This is a genomic window from Carnobacterium sp. FSL W8-0810 (assembly GCF_038007125.1).
Lineage (GTDB): Bacteria > Bacillota > Bacilli > Lactobacillales > Carnobacteriaceae > Carnobacterium_B > Carnobacterium_B inhibens.
In genome coordinates this window covers 570,552-593,728 of the sequence record NZ_JBBOWO010000001.1, presented here as the reverse complement: position 1 = coordinate 593,728, position 23,177 = coordinate 570,552, and the positions used below count along the sequence as shown (strand labels likewise).

Below are 23,177 nucleotides of genomic sequence, written 5' to 3'. Positions count from 1 at the left end.
GTCCTCTAAGTCCTTTGATTCTATTGTATCAAAAAACGTTCTTATTGAGTAGTTGAATCCGAATAGAAACGCTCTGATAGTTATCGGTTTCTACTATAGTGGATTCTTATTTGGTGTTCCCGGTTTTCTAGGATACTTTTTAGGTGTTTCTTTCTTTTTGTCAATTAATACAATGTGACGTTCTCCAGCTTCATGTGGAAGTTCAAATACAAATTCTTCACGAAATTTCCCGCCTAGTGTAGCAATGGCTTTTTGTCCTTCGTCCATTTCTTCTTTTGTATTGCTTGCTTTAAGCGCAATAAATAATCCGCCTTTTTTAGTTAAAGGTAAGCACAGTTCAGCTAACACGCTCATACGAGCTACTGCTCTAGCTGTTACAAAATCAAATGATTCACGAAATTGTTTATTTTGTCCAAATGTTTCTGCTCGATCATGGTAGAAGTGAACCCCTTCTAATCCTAGTGTTTCTGCTAATAAAGTTAAAAATTGAATTCTTTTATTTAATGAATCTACTATTGTGACTTCTAATTGAGGAAACATAATCTTTAGGGGGATGCTTGGAAACCCGGCACCTGCACCTACATCGCATAGGCTTTGGACCCCATTCTTAAAATCCACATACAAACCAGCTGTAATAGAATCATAAAAGTGTTTTAAATACACTTCTTCTTTTTGCGTGATTGCAGTTAAATTAATTTTTTCATTCCATTCTTGTAGTAGTTTAAGGTATTGATCAAATTGTTCCATTTGCTTCTCAGTAACCGTCATTCCCTTATCTTCAAGGGCTTTTTTAAACTCTTCAGGATTCATTAACTCAACTCCTTTTTACTATCGTGAAACACTTTTATGTTTCACAAATCCATCTTTTTAACTGTATAACAAATTGGCTAGAAGTGCAATGCTTTACCGCACTTTTTAAGCTCCTTAAATAGATAAACTTTTAAAAAAAATAAACATTAAATGAGAATACGTTAAAAAAAATTAGAAATAAATGATAAAATCCGTTGACATCCTCGCGTAAGGTTGTTAGAATATTGGAAATAGTCAGAAAACAATTATGAAAAGGAGATGTTCAATATGAAAACTACAACTTTTAATTCATTCAACACTCGTTCTCAATTGAACGGTTCTTTAGTCATTATTAACTTATTAATTTAGCAAAGGATTCGAACTATTCATTTAGTTGAGTCCTCGTTTGCGTACTCGGGCTCAATCATCGGTTAGATGAGACAAGCCTGTATACAAAGGCTTGTCTTTTTTGTTTGGTTGTTTTGTAAGAGAAAAAATGTTAGACGACTATTAAAACTAAACTATGGAGGCTGGAAAAATGAAAACTTATCTATTAGATCGAATGTATAAAGCATCATCAGGGATCGCAAATGCTATTTTTGTAACGATTGGGATCGGTCTACTATTAGAAACAATCGGAAACATGACTGGCCTTACTATTTTAGTTATTATCGGAACAGCTGTTAAAATGTTGATGGCTCCTGCAATTGGTGCTGGTATTGCAGTTATGTTGGGTGGAAATACTCTTACGATCTTTAGTGCTATGGCTGCTGGAGCAATCGGTGCTGGAGCTATTCAAACGACCGCGGATGGCATGATCACTATTGCCACTGGTGAACCGATTGGCTGTCTAATTGCCGCAACGATCGCTACTTTTGTTGGAAAACGTATTTCAGGGAAAACTCCATTAGACATGATGGCTATTCCTATTACTGCAGTCTTAGCTGGTGGTATAGCTGGTTATTACTTAAATCTTGTTATCGCTCCATTCTTAAATATCGTTAGTGCTTTTATCTCTGCTTCAGTTGCTGATTCTCCGGTTATTGGTGCAGCTGTTATTTCAGTTGTCGGTGGCTTAGTGTTGATGTCTCCAGCTTCTTCAGCTGCCATTGCTATCGCATTAAATCTTGATCCGGTTTCAAGTGCAGCTATGCTGGTGGGAACAACTAGTATGTATATTGGTTTTTCATTTGTCTCTATGCGTCAAAATAACCTTGGTGGATTCTTAGCCCAATTTGTTTGTACGCCAAAAGTACAATTGCCAAATATTGTTAAAAACCCTCGAATTTTGATTGGTCCCACTCTTGCTGCTGCAGTAGCTGCGCCTATTTCAACTGTTGCTCTAGGATTTACAGCTCCGAGTGCTTTAGGAGGATTAGGTTTTTGTTCTTTGATTGCTCCATTAAACATTTTTGTGTCTCAAGGAAGCGGATCTTTTGCTATTTATATCATTACTGCATGTTTGGTCCCTATCGCGATTACTATAGTAGTGAATAAAGTATTAGAAAAAGCTAGTTGGTTACGTAAAGGAGATATGGCTTTAGTAGTAGAATAATCTGATGGATACTACTAAATTTGCATCTCAATGAAAAGTAAAAAGAGAGAAAAATCCTTTACAGATTTTCCTCTCTTTTTTTGATGGTCCCTACTGGGCTCGAACCAGCGACCCCTACCTTGTCGAGGTAGTGCTCTCCCAACTGAGCTAAGGAACCTTTATTTACTTCTACACCAATCTTTAATAAATATACCTCAAATAATTCATTCCGTAAATATAGATTTACAAAAACAATTTTTATGAATTTATATTTCCCAGGAAATACTAATAGAAAAACACGACTAATTATATATACAAAAATAGCCTTACAATTAAGATGTTGCTTAATTGTAAGGCTATTTTTCATTTTTATAGCTACTTAAAAAATTAAACTTTAGCTATTTTCCCTTGTTCTACATAAACCATTAAAATCGAAATATCTGCTGGATTCACACCACTAATACGGCTAGCTTGGGCAATTGTTTCAGGCTGAATTTTAATCAGCTTTTCCTTTGCCTCTGTAGCGATACCATTGATAGCAGCATAATCAATATTTTCCGGTATACGTTTATTTTCCATACGTTTTAATTTATCCACTTTTTGAGAAGCTTTAGCGATGTATCCTTCGTATTTCACTTGAATTTCTACTTGCTCTTCTACAGCTATTGGCAGTTCATAATCACGAGGAACAAATGCTAAAAGGTCTTGGTAAGACACTTCCGGACGACGTAGGAAGTCTTTAGCTAAAATACCATCTTTCAAAGGCGCTTGATTTTTTTCAGTTAAATAAGTTTGAATCTCAGTAGTTGGTTTCAAACGAATAGAGCCTAAACGTTCTAGTTCTCCTTCAAGCTGAGCTTTTTTCACTAAGAATGTATTGTAACGTTCTTGTGAAATCAATCCAATTTGATGCCCTATTTCAGTTAATCTAAAATCTGCATTATCATGACGTAAAAGCAACCGGTACTCTGCACGAGACGTCAATAAACGATAAGGTTCATTCGTTCCTTTAGTCACTAAATCATCAATCATAACTCCGATATATCCTTCACTACGTTTCATAACAAAGGGTTCTTTTCCTTGAACTTTAAGTGCTGCATTGATACCAGCCATAATTCCTTGTCCAGCAGCTTCTTCATAACCAGAAGTTCCATTCATTTGTCCAGCAGTGAATAGATTTTCAACTACTTTTGTTTCTAAAGAGGGACGCAATTGATGCGGCGTAACCACATCATATTCAATTGCGTAACCTGTACGCATCATTTCAGCATTCTCTAATCCTTCAATGGAGTGCAGAATCTCTTGTTGAACATCTTCTGGAAGTGATGTTGATAAACCTTGGACATAGACTTCTTCTGTGTCGCGTCCTTCAGGTTCTAAAAACAATTGATGTCTTGGCTTGTCGCTAAAACGAACCACTTTGTCTTCAATAGACGGGCAGTAACGAGCTCCTACTCCTTCAACAATCCCGGTAAACATCGGTGCACGATGCAAGTTGTCTTGGATTTTTTGATGAGTTGATTCATTCGTGTACGTTAACCAGCATGATAATTGATCTTTTAAATAAGCACTGTTTGGCGTTTCGTAACTAAAATGATTTGGTTTTTCATCCCCAGGTTGTTCTTCAGTAACGCTATAATCAATCGTTGAGGATTTAACTCTAGGAGGAGTCCCAGTTTTAAAACGATTTAATTCAAATCCATTTTCTAATAAACTTTCTGATAGTTTAATAGACGGTTGTGAATTGTTTGGACCAGAAGAATATTTCAGTTCGCCGATAATGATTTGGCCACGTGAAGATGTACCTGCAGTTAAAATAACAGCCTTAGAACGATAAATAGCACCAGTATTTGTAATGATTCCTTTACAAATACCATCTTCAATAATCAATTCTTCAGCAATTCCTTGTCTTAAAACAAGGTTTTTAGTTTCTTCAATAGTTTTTTTCATTTCATTTGCATACATAAATTTATCCGCTTGAGCGCGTAAAGCTCTAACTGCGGGTCCTTTACCCGTATTTAGCATTCTCATTTGGATATACGTTTTATCGATATTACGTCCCATTTCACCGCCAAGAGCGTCGATTTCTCGAACTACTACTCCTTTAGCAGGACCTCCGATTGATGGGTTGCATGGCATAAAAGCAACCATATCTAGATTAATGGTAATTAAAAGCGTTTGGCTTCCCATTCTTGCTGCGGCTAATGCTGCTTCTGATCCAGCATGACCTGCACCAACAACGATGACATCAAAATCTCCAGCTTCGTAATGATTCATTTAAACAGTCCTTTCTTTCGTATCTTTCTCTTTGTTTATTTATGTCGAATTTATTTTTTGTTTTATTCATTGAGTTGAGTGACTTTTAGTTGAGCTGCGTGTCTCATCCTCTCGAGAAAAAGATAAAACTTCTTCGGGGGAAAAAACCCCTACGAATTTTTCCTGTTTTCTTGTCGAGGATAAACGAGACACTCCACATCCTTATTTTCCTAGACAGAATTGGCTGAATAATTGAGTTAGGAGTTCATCTTGGACGCTGTCTCCTGTGATTTCACCTAATAGATCCCAACAACGTGTCATATCTATTTGAATCAAATCAACTGGCATGCCCATTTCTACTCCGCTGATAACCTCATCTAATGCAGCTTCTGCATCGTTTAATAAAGCGATATGACGCACATTAGAGACATAAGTAGCGTCTCGCTCACCTGTTTGGCCTGTAAAGAAGAGGTCTGCTATTTTCTTTTCTAAAACATCTACACCAGATTTAGATAAAATAGAGGTTTTCACAATACTTTCTGGTTCTACTAACTGTTCTAATTCATTTAAATCTAATTTATTTGGTAAATCGATTTTATTTAAAATAACAATACGATTATGGTGATTCGTTGCTTCAATTAAAGCTTTATCTTCTATTGTTAAAGGTTCACTTTGATTAAAGACTAATAAAACTAGATCTGCATCACTTAAGGCTTGGCGGCTTCGTTCTACACCAATTCGTTCAATAATATCTTCTGTTTCACGAATACCTGCTGTGTCTACAAGTTTTAACGGAACGCCTCTAACACTGATATATTCTTCAATCACATCTCGGGTTGTACCGGCAATATCGGTAACAATAGCTTTCTCTTCATCTAACAGATAATTTAATAAGCTAGATTTACCAACATTTGGCCGCCCAATAATTGCTGTTGCCAATCCTTCTCTTAAAATCTTTCCTTGACTAGCGGTTTCCAATAATTGTTGAATGGATGCTTTAACTATTTTAGCTTTTTCAATCAATAATTTTGACGTCATTTCTTCAACATCATCGTATTCAGGATAATCAATATTTACTTCTACTTGAGCTAAGGTATCTAATATTTCTACACGTAAGTTACGAATCAAATGAGATAAGTTCCCATCTAATTGCTTCAACGCAACATGCATAGCTCTATCTGTTTTAGCACGTATCAAATCCATTACTGCTTCTGCTTGAGACAAATCAATTCGTCCATTTAAGAAAGCCCGTTTAGTAAATTCACCGGGTTCTGCTAAGCGAGCTCCATTTTGTAAAACACATTGCAAGACTTGATTGACAGATGTAATACCACCATGACAATTAATTTCAACAACATCTTCTCTAGTAAAAGTTTTTGGCTCACGCATAACCGATACCATCACTTCATCAATTACTTCATTTGTCTTAGGATTTTCAATGTGACCATAGTGAATTGTGTGACTTTGTTGTTCAGTCAATGCTTTTGAACCAGATCTATATACACGATCTGCTATTTCAATAGCTTGTTCACCACTCAACCTTACTATTCCTATTGCTCCTTCACCAGGAGGCGTTGAAATGGCTGCAATTGTTTCAAATTCTAATGTCAAGCTCGTTCACTCCTTCTATTTTTTTGCACGAAAAAAGTGCCCACTCCACCCTTTTGCTCTTTACAAAAGGAATGGAAAGCACTTTGACTACTTTTATCATTCAGATAAGATTATTTAATTTTTAATGTTTCAGTTAATTTGTTGTTCCGTTAAGACTATACAAGTTCTCTAACTAATTGTCAATAACTTCGTCAGAATTTATTTTATACTCTTGTTGTCAATCTATCTTACTCTTTTGGTCGAATATTGATCGTTATTTCTTCGTATTCAGCTTGATCGTAACTATCTAAAAGACCTTTTTCTGCAATAACTGTTTTTGAAACTATTTTTTGAACCAACGTACTGGTAATTGGTGTTTCAAAAGGAAAAACATCCAATGCAATCGTCTGTTCATCTACCCACACAGGTTTCATAGTGGGCTCTGCTAAACCCAGTTCCGAAGATAATGAAAGACCCTTTTTAAAGAATGGGTTAATTGTCTCTTGCGTAGCTCCTGGTTCATTAACACAAGCAAACACAGATATCGTATCTCCTAATGCCAGTAAAGCATAATGAAAATTAAATATGCCCTCATCAAAATTATCCAATGTGGCAATAATTCTTTCTTTTCGTTCTTCTTCTTGTTTAAGAAAAGCTTGTGATTCTTCTGAAGAATCTTTTAAAAAGAACTGAATGTAATGTCTGCTGCATAACAAAGCTGCATATCGGTCAACTTTTTCAACTGCATCAATACCATACGTATAAAAAATAACTTTCGGTGCTTTTGGAAAATCAAAAAGGGAGTATGGAACTTGTTTTTTATCATTCCAAAATGGAGTTCTGTCGAGATTTTCCCAGCCATAGTCATGCATACGAATAGCATAATCCACTGATTTTCTTAACTGACTTCCTTGAAAAAGCCCTGATTCCCATTTAGTCATAACATCTCCAGCAAATTGAGCATGGTGCATTTGTTCAATCATAACAAAATCATTTTCACGTTCTCTAATAATCATAATGATACATCCTTTCAACTTATTCTGTTTTTAACTATACTCTTTCATCCTGTTACTAGTTAGTATACCACTCTTTTAAAGAAGCTTTTATTTATAAATTACTTCAAATTCTACACATACGACAGGGATATTATCATGAAACATCAATCCGCTTTTCTTATAGCCATTTTCAAAAAAAGTTTTATGTACGTTTCTCCAGTATTCTAAAGAACGGTCTCCTTCTCCTTCTTTGAATGCATGTTCTTTGGATACATCTTGAAAAGGAACAACTGATACTTTAGTTGTTTTTGTGATACAGACTGCTTCTTCATCCGCATTTAATATAATATTTAACTCACCTTCTTCAGGCAGAGCTTCATTTTCTAAAGCATATTCTTCAAACGCAGAAGCTGTAGCCGTTTTTATTTTTTCAAAAGTTAACCGCGCCAACTCGTTTGCTTCTACTCCATAACTCCAAGCATTATAAGTTGTGTTCTGGTATTCAGGGTGAATTGAGATAAGCTCACTCCACATTTGTTGTGCGTTCATAACTATCATTCCTCCTTTATATAGTAGCTTTAATAATTAATAAGATTACTTGATGCAAAGGGTAATACAGATAGCCAAAAACTTTGGGTATCTTTTTACTACAGCTATAGTTCTCTATTAATAGTAGAAAAAGTGCTAAAAGCGCAAAAATTTGTAAAGATGAACCTATGAATAAATGCAGAACCAAAAAGAATAAGGCACCTATTTTCTTGTTCACAGATACCATACAATAAATAGACCAACCTAATAAAAAGCCATAAATTCCATATTCACAAAAGTAACTCAATAACAATGCTATACCAAAAAAGCGTTTATCTTTAACAGAAAGCGCAACTAAAGCTAGCGTAAACAATACGTTAAAGGTTGTTCCAGAATACAGGCTAATTGGAATAGTGAGCACACCCGTACCGATCAATTGGAACACATATTTTTTAAAGTTTCTGGTATGTTCAGTACCTTGAACAGTTGTATAGAGAAAACACGGGAACGCGATTCTTCCTATAATACGCAACCAAATAAGTTGAGGGAACAGGTAATAACCTATATGATCCATTGTCATTGTAATAATTCCAATCCATTTGATCGCATTGACTTTATCATAACTTTCTTTTGACATTTCATCCCTCCAATTGCCGAAATCAAGCCATTGTAAGCATTTTACCATTAAAGAAAAAGAACCTAAAGGGCTAATGTCTCTTATTCTTAAATGAATCAAAAGGGAGACTAAAATGACAAATTAAGTCATATTTTACGTTAAAATCCACTTTTTGTATTCTTTTAGTAAAGAAACTCTTCAAATAATACAGAAGTAATAAGAAACCATGACGAATGACGAAAAGCACTTCTCTTTTTTTTTTACCGTGGTAGGATAGCAATTGTTGAAGGAACGACTCCTTCATTTCTTATAGAGCTTAGAGCTCATATCTAACATTGTCGCTCAGAATCCACAGCCAACTTCTTTATACCTTATGTAGGCGAAAAACTATTTTTACAAAACAAAGGAGATCAAAAAAAAATGAAAAACTTTAAATCGAAATTTTTTGTAGCAAGCGCAACTTTAGCTTTAACAGGTGTCATGGCTGTTACAAATCCAACTGAAGCTTCCGCAGCAGAATATACTTCTAGTACTTGGGAAGCTCGTACAGTAAGTGAAATCAAACAAGACATTAAAAGTACTGAAGATGGAAGCACTGAATACACTATCCAATGGGGTGATACATTATCATCTGTAGCATTAGCAACTGATTTATCTATTACTGACTTAGTAGATGTTAATGATATTAACAATGCTAATACTATTTATAGCGGCAATACTATTTCTTTATCTGCGGACCATTCAACTGTTACTATCGAAACAACTGAAGAAACTAAAAGCTATGATGTTAGCGATTCTGAAGTTGTAGAAGTAGAACCTACTGTTGAAGAAGAAACTCCTGTAGTAAAAGAAACTCCAGCTGAAGAACCTGAAGTTGTAGAAGAAGTAGTAACAACTGAACCTGCTGTAACAGAAACAACAGAAGCAGAAACAACTTCTGCTCAATCTGGTAAGACAGTTACAGTTGAAGCAACAGCTTATTCTACAAACCAACCTGAATTATCAGACACAACGGCAACTGGAATCAACTTGAATGAAAATCCAAATGTTATTGCTGTTGACCCAAGTGTTATTCCTTTAGGATCAACGGTTTATGTTCCAGGATACGGTACTTTTATTGCTGGAGACACAGGTAGTGCTATTAACGGCAACCGTATCGACGTGCATATAACAGATTTAAACCAAGCATTAGCTTTTGGTAGACAAACAATGGAAGTTCAAATTTTAAATTAATCACGCTAAATTAAATTTAACTTATTCTTAACCCCCAATTTCGAATAGTTAAAAATCCACCTAAGAGGTTTTATCTCTTAGGTGGATTTTTTTGTTATTTTTCTTCAATTACTTGAATCGGAATGTGCGCAGAACGTTCAAAATCAAATAAACCTAAGTCTGTAATCTTTAATTTTGGAATAACTGGAAGGGTCAAAAAGGATAAAGTCAAAAATGGATTAAAATTTATACTCTCTCCTATAGTAGACACTGCTTGATTTAAAGCTTTTAGCTGCTCATTAACAACTGGATACTCCATTTCTGTCATTAATCCTGCTACGGGCAAAGCGAGTGACGCTAATACCTCTTCGCCTTCTACAACAGCTAACCCTCCATTGGTCTCAATTACTTGTTTAACAGCTTTAAGCATCTCTTGATCAGAAGTTCCCACTACAACTATGTTGTGTGAGTCATGGGCAACAGTTGTCGCTATCGCACCTTTCTTTAAACGGAACCCTTTTACTAATCCCAATCCTATATGATTCATTCCGTTGTGTCGTTCAATCACAGCAATTTTCAATTGATCTTTTTGGATAGAAGGAACAAAACACCCTTCTTCAATGGTTACTTCTTCTTTTAAATGGTTCGTCACCAAACTATTAGGAATGATTTCGATCACATTGCATATAGAATCCGTTAAAGGTATCAACAACGCTTCTACTGTTAGCTCTTGGACATTTATTCTAGCTAATTCTGGGCCTTTAAGGCCTTTTCCAATCTCATTTTTAAATAAAGATTCATTTAATTTACCGTTATCTGAAATACAAACGCCTTTTTTAAAGACTTGCTTGATAGAAACAGTTTCTAAATCATCTAAAATTAAAAAATCTGCTTGGTAACCTGGAGCAATTGCTCCTAAATGATTAAGATTAAAGCATTCAGCTGTATTTAATGTTCCCATTTGTATAGCGGTTATCGGGTCTAAACCATTTTGAATAGCCAGTCGTATGATATGGTCGATACTTCCTTCTTCCAATAAATCATCAATTAATTTATCATCTGTGACAAATAGGCATCTGCGTGAATTTTTTGCCGTCACAGCCGGTAATAGCGCCATTAAGTCTTTTGCAACTGTACCTTCTCTAATCATCAAGTACATACCCATATCTAACCGGTCTTTTGCTTCTTTGGCATTGATGCTTTCGTGATCCGTACGAATTCCAGCTGCCATATAAATATTTAATTCTTCCTTTGTCAGCCCAGCAGCGTGTCCATCAATCAATCCATTAGATTCTTGAACCATTGCAATTTTATCCATCATAAAGCTGTCACCATTTTTTACAGAAGCAAAATCCATGACTTCTGCTAGACCTAATACTTCAGGCGCAGATAAAAATGGGCTAAGCTCCTCAGCATTTAGTAATGCCCCATTATTTTCAAATTTTGTTGCTGGTACACAAGAAGACAGCATCATATAAATATCCATTGGCAGTCGTGTCGCTTCATCAATCATAAATTGAATGCCATTTACTCCAGCTACATTAGCAATTTCATGTGGGTCTGTCACTACGCTTGTTACACCATGCTGCAATACAATTTTTGAAAATTCTTTTGGAGTTAATAAAGAACTTTCAATATGAACATGTCCATCAATCAATCCTGGTATGATTATTTTATTGTGAGCATCAATTATTTTGGCTCCCTCATATGAACCGATTCCAGCAATCACCCCATCTACGATTGCAATATCTCCGCTCATTAATTCTCCAGTAAATACGTTTACGATCATTCCATTTTTTACGACTAAATCGGCAGGCGTTTTTTTAGCAGATACGCTGATTCTTTTCTCCAATGTTGACGTTCTTAAATTCATCAAAAGCCTCCTGATCTTTGTTTTTAATTTTATATTCTACAATACACTAGCTAGATTTAAAAACAACTTTTATTTTGTTTTATTTGCAAGTTTTTCCTATTGTATTATGTTAAAATACAGGTTAAGGATAGGGAATGTGAGGATTCTATATGAGTAAGTTTAATGAAATTTTTTTAGATCTCGAAGCAGCTATTTTAAACCAACGCTTTATTTCTGGAGATCTTTTGCCTAGCGAAAATGAATTAGTAAAACAATACAATGTTTCCCGTGAAACAATACGAAAAGCTTTAAACCTGCTATTAGAAAAAGGCTATATTCAAAAAATTCAAGGTAAAGGTTCTGTTGTTTTAGACGTGAAACGGTTTGATTTTCCCGTTTCAGGCTTAACCAGCTATAAAGAGCTTCAAGTAGCTCAACAAATGAATAGCCAAACTATCGTGATGCATAACGGTTTGCAACCTGTCTCTCAAGAGTTAGCGGATCATTTAACTATTCCTTTGAATACGCCAGTTTTGTATCTTGAACGTTTAAGAAAAGTAAATGGCGAAGTGGTTATTGTAGATAAAGATTATCTGCTCACTTCTATTGTTCCAAGTATTCCAACAGATGCAGCTGAAGATTCATTGTATCATTACATTGAACATACATTAGGTCTGACTATTGGGTATGCTCAAAAAGAAATAACGGTAGATCCTATTACAGAAGAAGACAAGCAGCTGATGAATTTAAAAGATGACACCCATGTCGTGGTTGTAAGAAGCGATGTTTATCTAGAAAACACAACACTTTTTCAACATACTGAATCTCGTCATCGTTTGGATCGTTTTCGTTTCGTTGATTTTGCCAGACGTCGAAATTCTCTTTAAACAAAAAAGGAAACTGATAAATTATCAGTTTCCTTTTTTATTTTAATTAGCTTCAAAATAAAAAGCAATTGTTTCATACGGACCTAATTCTAAGTTAGCAGTTAAGCTTCTTTCTTCTTTATTGCCGATAAGATAACGACTAGATCTAGTTAAAAATTCTTCTGGAATTTCCAAAGTCACATGATCTGAATAGAAATGATTAAATACAAGCAGTTGTTCTCCCTCATATTCTCTTACATAACCATAAACACTTGGATGATCCATCATGATTCCACGGTAATCCCCTTCAGAGATTACTTTCAAATCTTTTCTTAATTGAATAAGCTTTCTATAAAAATCAAAGATGGTTCCTTCTGCTCGTTCTTTTTCTACATTGATTTGATGGTAATTTTCAGTTAATTTTATCCATGGTTGTCCCGTAGTAAAACCGGCATTTTTTTCGTTTGTCCATTGCATTGGTGTGCGGCTATTGTCACGAGATTTCCCTTTAATGATCTCCATAATTTCTTCATGTGGCAGATCTTTTGCTTGTAGTTCTTTATAAGCATTATGTGTCTCTACATCTACATAGTCTGTGATATCTTGAAATTCTGGATCTGTCATACCAATTTCTTCACCTTGAAAAACATAAGGTGTTCCACGCATCAAGTGAATCGTTTGTGCTAATAATTTAGCAGAAGCTTCAAAGTGATTCACAGGATCTCCAAAACGGCTGATTGCGCGAGGCTGATCATGATTATTCAAGAACAGTGCATTCCAGCCATTACCTTTAGACATGCCTTCTTGCCAATCATTTAGCAACTCTTTTAATTCCATAAAATCAAATGGTGTTTTGCTCCATTTTTCTCCATTTAAATAATCGACTTTTAAGTGATGGAAACTAAAGACCATCGATAATTCTTGTTTTTCAGGATTAGAATAAGAAATTCCATTTTCAATTGTTGTGGAAGACATTTCTCCAACTGTCATGATGTTAGGGTATCTTCCATACGTTTCTTGATTCATTTCATGAATAAATTCATGTGTTATTGGTCTATCAGTATATAAAGATTTTCCCACGCCATCTTCCGCATCTACCAATACTTCATCTTTCCCAATAACATTGAGTACATCAAAACGGAATCCTTTTACGCCTTTTTCTAGCCAAAAATTGACTACGTTAAAAAGCTCTTTTCTTACTTCTGGATTACGCCAGTCTAAATCAGCTTGCGTAACATCATACAAATGCAAATATTCTTTTCCAGTATCCCTAAAAGGAGCCCACGCTGGGCCTCCAAATTTTGAGACCCAGTTTGTCGGGTGGCTTCCATCTGCTTTTGGTTCACGTAAGATATAATAATCTTGGTATTTCTTTTCACCTTTGAGCGCCCGTTGGAACCACTCATGTTCAATAGAAGTATGGTTCAAAACCATATCCAACATAATTTCCAACTTATGCTCTTTAGTTACAGCGATGAGTTCCTCAAAATCTTCCATCGTTCCAAATAATGGATCAATTTCTACATAATTAGCGATATCATAGCCATTATCTTTTTGCGGAGAAATGAAGAAGGGGTTGATCCATAACACATCAACACCTAATTCTGCTAGATAAGGAATCTTTTCAATAATTCCTCTTAAATCTCCTACTCCATCTCCATTAGAATCCTTAAAAGATTTTGGGTAAATTTGATACACGACTTTCTCATGAAAGGTACTCATTTTTATTCCTACTTTCTAAAAAATTATTTCCCTAATTCAGGTTCTGTAATAGTAACTTGGTCAGATTTATTCAAGATGTTATATTTACGGAATACAATTGTTAAGACAAACGGTACCACTATTGCAATCGCCATACAAAGGAAGAAGATTGGCCAATATTGGTTTTGGATAGATAAGAATCCTGGAATTCCGCCAACACCGATTGAATTTGCTGTCACGTTGAAAGTAGTAGATACTAACCCAGCAAGACCTGAACCGATCATAGCCGCAACAAATGGGTAAATGTATTTAATATTGATTCCGAACATAGCGGGTTCTGTTACACCTAAATAACAAGAGATAGCTGCTGGAATAGAAACTTGTTCTTCTTTTTCATTACCACGATGTAAGAAAATAATCGCTAATACAGCTGAACCTTGAGCAATATTTGATAAAGCGATCATTGGCCATAAGTTTGTTCCTTGGAAGTCAGCAATCAGCTGTAAATCGATCGCATTCGTCATATGGTGCAAACCTGTAATAACCAATGGTGAATATAAGAACCCAAACAAGGCACCAAACAACCAGCTAAATGAGCTTCCTAATCCTGCATAAACGACACTTGAAACCCAGTTTCCTATAACCCAACCAATTGGTCCTAAAACCGTGTGAGCAATCAAAACCGTTGGAACTAAAGCAAAGAATGGTACAAAAATCATTGAAATAGCTTGCGGAACTATTTTACGCAATCCTAATTCTAAATAAGCCAATACAAATCCGGCTAACATAGCAGGAATAACTTGTGCTTGGTACCCGATCATGTCAATTGTGAAATAACCAAAATCCCAAACTGGAATGTCTGCTGCTGCCGTTCCGGCAACTGCATATGCATTCAATAATTGAGGTGACACTAGTGTGATCCCTAGAACGATTCCTAAAATTTGAGTGGTTCCCATTTTTTTAGCAACACTCCACGTGATACCTACTGGTAAGAAGTGGAAAATAGCTTCTCCGATCAGCCATAAGAACGAGTTGACTCCACTCCAAAACTGACTGACATTAACGATTGTATTGTAAACTGGTTCTCCAGCACTGTTGACTTGCGCTACACCATCTACCATCGCTTGACCAAGAGATTCCATTGGAATGGCTTCCAAAATATTTCGGAATCCTAAAATCAACCCTCCGACAATAATTGCTGGAATAATAGGTGAGAAGATCTCTGCTAAAACGGACATAGCACGTTGTACAGGATTTTGATTTTGTTTACTTGCTGCTTTTACTTCGTCTTTCGATACGCCTTCTTTGCCGGAAATTTTAGAAAATTCATTATAAAATGTGGCAACATCATTACCAATAATAACTTGATACTGTCCGGCTTGAGTAAACGTACCTTTAACTGCTGGAATATCTTCTATCTTTTTGCTGTCTGCTTTTGCAGGATCATTTAATACGAAACGCATGCGGGTAGCACAGTGACTGACTGCAGAAATATTATCAGGGCCTCCGACGTCTTCCAATAGCTGTTTTGCATCTTGCTTGTAATCTGCCATTTTTTTTCCTCCTAAGAAAAAGTTATAAGTGCAACTTGTATATACAAGTACAATGTACCGTTTTCTTTTGGAAAATGCAAGCGTTTTATCTTCCTTTTTTCTGCTAACTGATTTTTATAAACATAATCGCTTTTTAAGCACAAAAAAAGGCTGACATAAAAGAAAAAAATTCTTATGTCAGTCCTTACTTTCTCTATTTAACAATACTATAGTAAACTTTTGAAGTTACTTGATAAATGATGCCATAAATCAGACTATAGCCAACAATTACCCCTGCAAAACACCAAAAGACTAATGATGTATTTACTACATTAAAAAGAATTAACAATTTTTGAATAAGTGGAAAGGCAAAGGCAACATGAATCACCGCAACTACTAAAGGCAATAGGAACATCCAAATAATTTGTAAACGAGTCGTTTTACGTATCATTTGTTTATCTAATCCCACTTTCTGCATGATCTGGAATTTTTCTCGATCGTCATAGCCTTCTGAAACTTGTTTAAAGTATGTGATTAAAGCTGCTCCAAAGACAAACAACAATCCAAGGAAAATGCCTAAGAATAAAAAGCCGCCATTCATATTATATAATTCATCACTGAAGAGTTCTTTTGACTCATAAAATGACCCGTCTTTACTGTTTAGTATTTCATCTAGTTTCTTAGAATAGCTTTTTTTCTGTTCTTGGGTCCCAGTCGTATTCCAAGAAATCATCGCTTCCGTAGTAAAAGGATATTCATTTTCTGATAACTGATCTTCGTAATCAATAATAGACTGACGAACCTCATTTGATTGGACGATAATAAACTCAGGTGATTTCACCTCTTCATCAATTTTGATAGGACTTTTATTTATTGACTCAATCTGATAAGTTGTATCTCCTATGAGCAATGTAGTCAAGTCATCGCTATTTTTTAAGTTGTAAACCAACATTTCATCAGAGTCTAAATCAATTGATTGGTTTGTCATTTGTTCATAATCTTCTTGTACCAGTATATTGACAAAAAATGTTTCTTTTGCAGAATAATTAACTTTATCACCAACAATCAATTCATTATCCTCTAATTGTGTAGCTAAAGAATAAGAGGAGTAACTTTCTGTACCGGTTACTTCTAAACCTAATTTTTCTGTTTCTTTTTGTATCTCTTGCAATTCTTCTTCTTTATTGACATCTGTAAAATAAGTTATTTTATTTTCATAAGGATATAAGCGATCTAAAGTTCCTTGTATTCCAATAAAGACAGCTAATGTAGTCGATACTACAACGATGACCATCGTTGCTAAGATAGTAATATTAGCTAATCCAGTGGCATTTTGTTTCATGCGATAAAGCATACCAGAGATTGAAATAAATGGACTTGGACGGTAATACAATTTCTTATTTTTCTTCAATGCTTTCAGGATAAATATTGATCCGGAAATGAATAAAAAATACGTACCTGCAATAACCAAAAGGACTGCAAGTAAAAAGTAAATCATTGCATTCAATGGGTCATTAATCGTTACAGACAGATAATAACCTGATCCAATCAATAATAAAGATAGAATAAAAAGGGTAATAGAACTTTTGGGTTCCCGTTCTCCTGTTTGTTTTCCTTTGATCAATTGAATTGGGTTAGAAAACGTTACTTGAGTGATATTATAGATCAACGTCACCAAAAAGATGAGAACAAATAATCCAATCGTGATCATTACAGCATTCAATGTGAAAGGAAAAGACATTTTTACGCCAAATTTCAAAGCATAATTTAAAACAAGAAAAGCAAGTTCCCCCAATAAATGTCCAATAATCAATCCTAAAAGGATGCTAGAAAAGCTTGTTACGACTGATTCAATCGTCAATATCCTAGAAACATGTTTCTTCTTCATTCCTAGTATCGCGTACAACCCAATTTCTTTTTTCCGTCGTTTTATCAAGAAACTATTGGTATACAAAATAAACAGAAAGGAGAACACCCCAATGACTACTGCTCCAATAGTAAACAACATCGGTAAGGATGCGTTTCTCGTTTGTACAAACTTATTCCCCATTAAAGCAACCATCATATAAAACATCGCTACTGTAGCAATAGAAGCAAAAATATAAGGTAGATAAATTTGCTTATTAGATTTAATGTTTCGTAGAGCTAACTTAGAAAAAAAACCTTTATTCATGTTGTTCACCTCTATTAGCTAGTACGATTAATGCTTGAGAAATTTTGTCCATGAACTGATCTGGCGTTTGTTCTCCACGGTAAATTTCATGGTACACTTCACCATCTTGAATGAACAAGACCCGATTCGAATAAGCAGCAGCTCTTGTACTATGAGTAACCATGATAATGGTTTGTCCAGCGTTATTGATGGTTTCAAAAGTTTCTAACAGGCTTTGGCTGGATTTTGAATCTAATGCTCCAGTTGGCTCATCAGCAAGAAGCAATTTCGGATTAGTGATCAAGGCACGAGCTACAGCTGCGCGTTGTTTTTGTCCTCCAGATACTTCATAAGGATAATGATTAATCAATCCATCGATTTTCATTTTTTTAACGATTGGCATCAAACGATGTTCCATTTCAGTTATTGACGTATTTGACAGTACTAGCGGCAATACTATATTGTCTTTAATTGAAAAATTGTCCAATAAGTTGAAATCTTGGAATACAAAGCCTAAATAATCTCTACGGAAATTAGAAATATCATTGTCCTTGATGCCTGTTAAATCTTTTCCTTCCAGCAAAACCTCACCATCAGTTGCAGTATCAAGGGTTGCTAAAATATTTAATAAACTTGTTTTACCAGAACCTGACTCTCCCATAATGGAGACAAATTCTCCTTTTTCTACTGAAAAATTCACGTCTTTTAAAGCCTGCACTTCTTGCGTTGAGAACCTTCCTGTATACGTCTTTTTTAAATGACTCACTTCTAATAATGTCATAATTATTTCCTCCTGTTCATTTCTCTATTTCTATTACTAGTTTAATAAAAATGAACAATGCTTGCTTTTATCTTTTCTTACAGATGGTGATTAAACCTTACACTTTCGTAAGATTCAGTATTAATAATCTTTTATTAGTGAAGTTCGGGCTAAATCGATTATTACTTTAGTGCCTTTTCCTACAATTGACTTGATTGACATCTCATGACCAAGGCGTTTTGTAATTTCCTGACTAAGAAATAAGCCCAACCCTGTTGATTTTTCGTGAATTCTTCCATTAAAGCCAGAATACCCACGTTCAAAAATACGCGGCAAATCTTCAGAGCGAATGCCAATACCGGTATCTTCAATAATGAGTTGGTCTTCCTTAGTTGGGCTCATATAAATTTTTATCTTACCGCCTTCAGGAGTGTATTTCAGACTATTAGAAAGAATTTGTTCAACTAATACCCTCAACCATTTCTCATCGGATAAAATACTTTTGTTGGTTTCTTGATAATCTAATTGGATACGATTGTAAATAAATAAAATCGAAAACTTCTTAACCGTTTCTTTGATCACTCGGTCAAGCGAAACTTGTACAAAGTCTAAATCAGAACCGCTTTGCTCTATTTTCAAATAATTCAATGCCATATGTGTATAGTTTTCAATCTGCAGCAACTCTTGTTCCATTTGATGGGTAAATTTTGATTTATTGTCCCGTTGCATCAATAAGCTGATAGCTGAAATGGGTGTTTTGATCTGATGCAGCCACAAGGTAAAATAGTCTATCTGAGACGTATTGCGTTGCTGACTCTTTTTTTTGACTTGTTGTATTTCTTCTATTAACTTTTCAATTTTAAGATGAAAAAAATCTTCACTCGAATCACGATTAGAGGACAATTGCTTCAATGTATCGATTGGGTCTTTATCTAATCGCTCCAACAAACGAAATCGTTTATAGTACCTTGAAAATTTAAACAAGAAGAAACACCCGCCTATAAATAGCGAAAGTTCAATACTAAATACTAAAAAGTACAATGGCAATTGTCCTAATACATAAATAAAGCTAAACACACTTAGGTTAAGTACATATGCTAAAAAGAACGAATAGTTAGCTTTTATAAACGCCTTGAGAATATCTATCACTTTATTAGTTGATTTCAATAGAGTCATCATCCTTTTGCAGGCCATACCCATAACCTTTTTTTGTGATAATAAATGAAGTCAAGTCCAATTCAGCTAGTTTTTTTCGCAAACGATTGATATTGACTGCTAATGTATTATCATCAATAAACGAATCATTTTCCCATAATTTCATCATAATCGCCTCGCGCGAAACAAAAGCCCCTTTTTGTATAAATAAGACTTCTAAAATTTTCATTTCGTTTTTGGTCAGTTCAACTTCCTGATCCATATATTGAATCTTTAGTTCACTCGTTTTTAGATAGACTTGTTGATAGCTTAAATAAGCATCATTGCCCGTAAAATCATACGTTCTGCGCAATAGAGCTTGTATTTTAGCTAACGCTACTGTTAAATCAAATGGTTTACTAATAAAGTCATCTGCTCCCATTTGAATAGCCATCACAATATCCATTCGTTCACTTTGAGAAGAAATAAAAATAATCGGTACTTGCGAGACTTTGCGAATTTCTGTACACCAGTAATAACCATTAAAATATGGCAGCTTAATATCGATTAAGACTAATTGAGGTGTTTCATGTGTAAAAGTATCCATAACAGCATTAAAATCTGTTACATGAAACGCATCGTATTGCCATTTCGTCAACTCTTCTTGTAAACTTGAAGCAATTACCAAGTCATCTTCAATAATCATAATTTTAACCATTTTACGCACCTACTTATCTTTAATTATTTACTACATACTATACAGGATTACTTTCCGTCAGCCTATTAGACTTTTGGCTTAGTAAAAATTTTTGATTCTTTAATTATTTTACAAAAAAAAGAGGCTGAGACAAAAATCCCAGCCACTTCTTTATATACGAATGTTTATTCTAAAACGTGCTCCAAAAAGCAGACTCAATTCTAATAAACACTTCTATTTTAATTCAACCACTAAGTAGCGGTGCGGTTCATTACCTTCTGAGTGAGTGACCACAGATTCGTCTTTGCTTAAATAAAAATGAATTTGCTTTCTTTCAGAAGCAGGCATAGGTTCTAAGAACACAGGTTGCTTTGTACGACGGACTTTCAGAGCAGTTCGCTCAGCTAACTCTCTTAATGCCATTTCTCTACGTTCACGATAATCGCCAACATTCACGATTGCAACAAACTTTGTTTTAGCATGACGATGAAGTAAAACTTGAGCTAATGATTGCAAAGCATTCAATACTTTACCATTTTTGCCTATAATGAGACCTGCTTTTTCTGTTTCAATATGAAAGACTACTTGTTCTTTCGTTTTTTCAACAGTAACAGTACTGGAAATACCCATTTTCTGTGCAATTTCTTGAAGATATTCCGATACCATTTTAATAGCCTCTTCATCATCCTGTTCGCTGTCAGTTTCTTTAGAAAGAGTTTCATCTTCCAAAAGATTATTTTCTATTAAATTAGAAGTTTCTTCTGTTAAAGGTTTGATTTCTTGAGTTGAATCTGTTGGTTTGTTTTTTATTTCTTCTTTAATAACCGATTCTCCAAAGAATTCTTTACCATTGTTGTCAGCTACAATTTTTGTGACTGTTACAATAGCCTCTTTCTTACCAATTCCAAAAACACCTTTTCTACCTTGATCGACCACTTTAATAGAAGCTTCTTCTTTACTGATTCCCAATTCTTTCAACGCTTTTTGAGTAGCTTCATCTACCGTTTCAGCTCTAACTGTATACTTATTCATTTGCCTACCTCCATTCTGCACATTTTTATTTTAATTTACTTTTTTTTCTTTTTCTTAGGTTTCAACGCTTTTTCAAGAGCTCGTTGGCGTTCTCGTTCAACTCTTATTTTTTCTTCACGTTCTTTTTTGATTTTGAAAGGATTATTTAACAATAACGTTTGTCCAACAGAAAAAGCATTACCTACAACCCAGTATAGTGACAATGCACTTGGCAATGTGATCCCCATAAATAAAATCAATGCTGGCATGATATACATCATAGATGTTGTCGTTGGATTTGACTCTGCTTGGCTCATACTAGATAACTTAGTCGTTCCATATGTTAATGCAGCAGCCAAGATTGGTAAGATAAAATAATGATCTGGTTCTCCCAGGTTCATCCATAAGAAGTTTCCAGTTTTCAATACATCTGTACGACTGATTGCTTGATACATGGCAATTAACACTGGCATTTGGATCAATAAAGGCAAGCAACCTGCTACAGGATTGACTCCTGCTTCTGCATATAATTTAGAAGTCTCTTCTTTTAATTTGTTTTGTGTATCTGTATCTTTAGAAGCATACTTTGTTTGCAATTCTTTTAATTGCGGTTGTAACTCTGCCATTTTTTGAGTACTTTTTGTTTGGCGGTGCATAATAGGTAAAAGAATCAATCGAATGATCAATGTGAAAATAATGATCCCTATTCCATAACTTCCACCAAATAAATTAGAAAACCAAATAATCACACGAGAAAAATTTAAAATAATGTATCTATCCCAAATTCCTGTGCTTTGTTCTGTAATGGGTGAAGTACCACAACCCACTAACACTACTGCTAATAAAACTGTTCCTAACAAAAGAAGTAATCGCTTACGTTTATTCACGGCCTAGCCTCCACTCTAAATAAGTACATTCTATCTTAATAATTTAGCAAGCTTCAATACATGTAGCAAGCTTTTTTTCGTTTCCTTCATTGTCATATCTGCTACTGGTGGGCGAGCGATAACAATAAAATCTTTTTCTGCTTTTAATTGCGGTTTTAATTCTGTTAAACTTTGTCTGATTCTTCTCTTAACATTATTACGCATAACAGCATTTCCTATTTTTTTGCCGACAGAAATTCCTACCCGAAAATGGGATTGATCTTTTTTATCGATCACATAAATGACAAATTGACGATTTGCTGATGATTTGCCATGATGAAAAACTTTTTGAAATTCTGTTTCTTTTTTGACACGATAGGCTTTTCGCATTAAAATAACCTCTCATCTCTTTAAATTAGTAAAATTCACTCCTATTTCATCGAATAAGCAATAAAATTACTCCTTAATTGGCTATTTATACATACCAACTACTGAGTAATTTTATTCAAATCCTAAAAAAAAAGACCACTGAAACGTTCAGTGATCTATGCAGACAATACTTTTCTACCTTTACGGCGTCTACTTTGTAATACATTACGTCCATTTTTAGTACTCATGCGTTTACGGAAACCATGTACTTTTTGACGTTTACGTTTTTTAGGTTGGTAAGTTCTTTTCATACGTGATACACCTCCTGTAAAAACTATCTCTCACATTACTATTTTAAAATTATCCAAAGACAGTCTAGATTATTATAACGAAGAAAAAATAGTCTTGTCAAGCATAATTCCCCTATTTTTATTCATTCACTCAAGTATGATAGCATATTTTTACTTAATAAGAAACATTCTTTTGCAAATTCTTTTTTTAATTCTTTATTTTCTTATCTTTTATTAAGGCTTGCTAAGATCTCAGATGTATTTTTTCATCCAAATTAAAGATATCCACAAGTGGGTAACTTTATCCACATAGCTGGGCACGACTTTTTTTATTTTTTTCTTATCCCATACTTATCACCTACTTATCCACATAAGAACATGCTGTGCAAAATCTTTATCCCCCGAGCATTAAAAATTGTGTATAAGT

General features: G+C 34.7%; 20 protein-coding genes and 1 tRNA gene. 3 read left to right on the top strand and 18 right to left on the bottom strand.

Going from position 1 to position 23,177, the window contains the following annotated elements:
- Window positions 1–93 precede the first annotated feature (93 nt).
- Window positions 94–810, bottom strand: coding sequence for a 16S rRNA (guanine(527)-N(7))-methyltransferase RsmG (rsmG, locus tag NST49_RS02875; RefSeq protein ID WP_023179657.1), 717 nt, complete (start codon window positions 808–810; stop codon window positions 94–96).
- Window positions 811–1,327: 517 nt separating this feature from the next.
- Here rsmG and NST49_RS02870 point away from each other — a divergent pair.
- Window positions 1,328–2,344: a PTS transporter subunit IIC gene (locus NST49_RS02870; protein WP_023179659.1), complete on the top strand. Its 1,017-nt coding sequence runs from the start codon at window positions 1,328–1,330 to the stop codon at window positions 2,342–2,344.
- Between the two features lie 84 nt (window positions 2,345–2,428).
- On the opposite strand, the gene NST49_RS02865 is transcribed toward NST49_RS02870, so the two are convergent.
- The 6 genes from NST49_RS02865 to NST49_RS02840 form a co-directional block, all read right to left on the bottom strand.
- Window positions 2,429–2,501, bottom strand: a tRNA-Val gene (locus tag NST49_RS02865).
- 209 nt (window positions 2,502–2,710) lie between these two features.
- On the bottom strand, window positions 2,711–4,600 hold the full coding sequence (gene mnmG / locus NST49_RS02860) for a tRNA uridine-5-carboxymethylaminomethyl(34) synthesis enzyme MnmG (protein WP_023179661.1): 1,890 nt from the start codon (window positions 4,598–4,600) through the stop codon (window positions 2,711–2,713).
- A 201-nt stretch (window positions 4,601–4,801) separates the two neighbouring features.
- Window positions 4,802–6,190 (bottom strand): tRNA uridine-5-carboxymethylaminomethyl(34) synthesis GTPase MnmE, encoded by a 1,389-nt coding sequence (gene mnmE, locus NST49_RS02855; RefSeq protein WP_034537995.1) that lies wholly within the window; start codon window positions 6,188–6,190, stop codon window positions 4,802–4,804.
- A 227-nt stretch (window positions 6,191–6,417) separates the two neighbouring features.
- Entirely contained in the window at window positions 6,418–7,185 is a 768-nt protein-coding gene (locus tag NST49_RS02850; protein ID WP_341046909.1) for a DUF3891 family protein, read from the bottom strand.
- 87 nt (window positions 7,186–7,272) lie between these two features.
- Complete coding sequence (locus NST49_RS02845; RefSeq protein WP_023179667.1) at window positions 7,273–7,713, bottom strand: ASCH domain-containing protein; 441 nt, start codon at window positions 7,711–7,713, stop codon at window positions 7,273–7,275.
- Between the two features lie 16 nt (window positions 7,714–7,729).
- The gene (locus tag NST49_RS02840) at window positions 7,730–8,329 is read right to left on the bottom strand and encodes a TraX family protein (protein WP_051932738.1); all 600 of its coding nucleotides are present in this window, start codon (window positions 8,327–8,329) and stop codon (window positions 7,730–7,732) included.
- Between the two features lie 399 nt (window positions 8,330–8,728).
- Here NST49_RS02840 and NST49_RS02835 point away from each other — a divergent pair, with 399 nt between their 5' ends.
- Window positions 8,729–9,541 (top strand): 3D domain-containing protein, encoded by an 813-nt coding sequence (locus tag NST49_RS02835; RefSeq protein ID WP_023179670.1) that lies wholly within the window; start codon window positions 8,729–8,731, stop codon window positions 9,539–9,541.
- Between the two features lie 94 nt (window positions 9,542–9,635).
- Here NST49_RS02835 and ade read toward each other — a convergent pair whose 3' ends face one another.
- A complete protein-coding gene (ade, locus tag NST49_RS02830; protein WP_301426062.1) occupies window positions 9,636–11,393 on the bottom strand; it encodes an adenine deaminase in 1,758 nt (585 codons plus the stop codon).
- 149 nt (window positions 11,394–11,542) lie between these two features.
- Here ade and treR point away from each other — a divergent pair, with 149 nt between their 5' ends.
- Entirely contained in the window at window positions 11,543–12,259 is a 717-nt protein-coding gene (gene treR, locus NST49_RS02825) for a trehalose operon repressor (protein ID WP_023179674.1), read from the top strand.
- A gap of 42 nt (window positions 12,260–12,301) precedes the next feature.
- Here the strand turns inward: treR and treC are convergent, their stop codons facing one another.
- From treC to rpmH, 10 genes are all read right to left on the bottom strand, one after another.
- Entirely contained in the window at window positions 12,302–13,960 is a 1,659-nt protein-coding gene (gene treC, locus NST49_RS02820; RefSeq protein WP_251166218.1) for an alpha,alpha-phosphotrehalase, read from the bottom strand.
- A 23-nt stretch (window positions 13,961–13,983) separates the two neighbouring features.
- Window positions 13,984–15,492, bottom strand: coding sequence for a PTS system trehalose-specific EIIBC component (treP, locus tag NST49_RS02815; RefSeq protein ID WP_023179676.1), 1,509 nt, complete (start codon window positions 15,490–15,492; stop codon window positions 13,984–13,986).
- A gap of 193 nt (window positions 15,493–15,685) precedes the next feature.
- Window positions 15,686–17,644 carry an ABC transporter permease gene (locus tag NST49_RS02810; RefSeq protein WP_251166219.1) on the bottom strand — a complete coding sequence of 653 codons (1,959 nt, stop codon included), beginning with the start codon at window positions 17,642–17,644 and terminating at the stop codon, window positions 15,686–15,688.
- The gene (locus NST49_RS02805; protein ID WP_251166220.1) at window positions 17,637–18,404 is read right to left on the bottom strand and encodes an ABC transporter ATP-binding protein; all 768 of its coding nucleotides are present in this window, start codon (window positions 18,402–18,404) and stop codon (window positions 17,637–17,639) included. Before NST49_RS02805 ends, NST49_RS02810 begins: the two co-directional genes overlap by 8 nt.
- A gap of 120 nt (window positions 18,405–18,524) precedes the next feature.
- Window positions 18,525–19,559: a sensor histidine kinase gene (locus tag NST49_RS02800; protein WP_341048652.1), complete on the bottom strand. Its 1,035-nt coding sequence runs from the start codon at window positions 19,557–19,559 to the stop codon at window positions 18,525–18,527.
- Window positions 19,537–20,235, bottom strand: a complete 699-nt coding sequence (locus NST49_RS02795) for a response regulator transcription factor (RefSeq protein ID WP_034538001.1) — start codon at window positions 20,233–20,235, stop codon at window positions 19,537–19,539. The genes NST49_RS02800 and NST49_RS02795 overlap by 23 nt, the downstream gene beginning before the upstream one ends.
- Window positions 20,236–20,448: 213 nt before the next feature.
- Complete coding sequence (jag, locus tag NST49_RS02790; RefSeq protein WP_341046900.1) at window positions 20,449–21,246, bottom strand: RNA-binding cell elongation regulator Jag/EloR; 798 nt, start codon at window positions 21,244–21,246, stop codon at window positions 20,449–20,451.
- Between the two features lie 35 nt (window positions 21,247–21,281).
- A complete protein-coding gene (locus tag NST49_RS02785; RefSeq protein ID WP_023179686.1) occupies window positions 21,282–22,112 on the bottom strand; it encodes a YidC/Oxa1 family membrane protein insertase in 831 nt (276 codons plus the stop codon).
- A gap of 30 nt (window positions 22,113–22,142) precedes the next feature.
- Window positions 22,143–22,481, bottom strand: coding sequence for a ribonuclease P protein component (gene rnpA / locus NST49_RS02780; RefSeq protein WP_023179688.1), 339 nt, complete (start codon window positions 22,479–22,481; stop codon window positions 22,143–22,145).
- A gap of 155 nt (window positions 22,482–22,636) precedes the next feature.
- A complete protein-coding gene (rpmH, locus tag NST49_RS02775) occupies window positions 22,637–22,771 on the bottom strand; it encodes a 50S ribosomal protein L34 (protein WP_007725519.1) in 135 nt (44 codons plus the stop codon).
- Window positions 22,772–23,177 lie beyond the last annotated feature (406 nt).

Coding starts and splice junctions, on each gene's coding strand:
- rsmG (WP_023179657.1), bottom strand. CDS start 810: ATGAATCCTGAAGAGTTTAAAAAAGCCCTTGAAGATAAGGGAATGACG.
- NST49_RS02870 (WP_023179659.1), top strand. CDS start 1,328: ATGAAAACTTATCTATTAGATCGAATGTATAAAGCATCATCAGGGATC.
- mnmG (WP_023179661.1), bottom strand. CDS start 4,600: ATGAATCATTACGAAGCTGGAGATTTTGATGTCATCGTTGTTGGTGCA.
- NST49_RS02850 (WP_341046909.1), bottom strand. CDS start 7,185: ATGATTATTAGAGAACGTGAAAATGATTTTGTTATGATTGAACAAATG.
- NST49_RS02845 (WP_023179667.1), bottom strand. CDS start 7,713: ATGAACGCACAACAAATGTGGAGTGAGCTTATCTCAATTCACCCTGAA.
- NST49_RS02840 (WP_051932738.1), bottom strand. CDS start 8,329: ATGTCAAAAGAAAGTTATGATAAAGTCAATGCGATCAAATGGATTGGA.
- NST49_RS02835 (WP_023179670.1), top strand. CDS start 8,729: ATGAAAAACTTTAAATCGAAATTTTTTGTAGCAAGCGCAACTTTAGCT.
- ade (WP_301426062.1), bottom strand. CDS start 11,393: ATGAATTTAAGAACGTCAACATTGGAGAAAAGAATCAGCGTATCTGCT.
- treR (WP_023179674.1), top strand. CDS start 11,543: ATGAGTAAGTTTAATGAAATTTTTTTAGATCTCGAAGCAGCTATTTTA.
- treC (WP_251166218.1), bottom strand. CDS start 13,960: ATGAGTACCTTTCATGAGAAAGTCGTGTATCAAATTTACCCAAAATCT.
- treP (WP_023179676.1), bottom strand. CDS start 15,492: ATGGCAGATTACAAGCAAGATGCAAAACAGCTATTGGAAGACGTCGGA.
- NST49_RS02810 (WP_251166219.1), bottom strand. CDS start 17,644: ATGAATAAAGGTTTTTTTTCTAAGTTAGCTCTACGAAACATTAAATCT.
- NST49_RS02805 (WP_251166220.1), bottom strand. CDS start 18,404: ATGACATTATTAGAAGTGAGTCATTTAAAAAAGACGTATACAGGAAGG.
- NST49_RS02800 (WP_341048652.1), bottom strand. CDS start 19,559: ATGACTCTATTGAAATCAACTAATAAAGTGATAGATATTCTCAAGGCG.
- NST49_RS02795 (WP_034538001.1), bottom strand. CDS start 20,235: ATGGTTAAAATTATGATTATTGAAGATGACTTGGTAATTGCTTCAAGT.
- jag (WP_341046900.1), bottom strand. CDS start 21,246: ATGAATAAGTATACAGTTAGAGCTGAAACGGTAGATGAAGCTACTCAA.
- rnpA (WP_023179688.1), bottom strand. CDS start 22,481: ATGCGAAAAGCCTATCGTGTCAAAAAAGAAACAGAATTTCAAAAAGTT.
- rpmH (WP_007725519.1), bottom strand. CDS start 22,771: ATGAAAAGAACTTACCAACCTAAAAAACGTAAACGTCAAAAAGTACAT.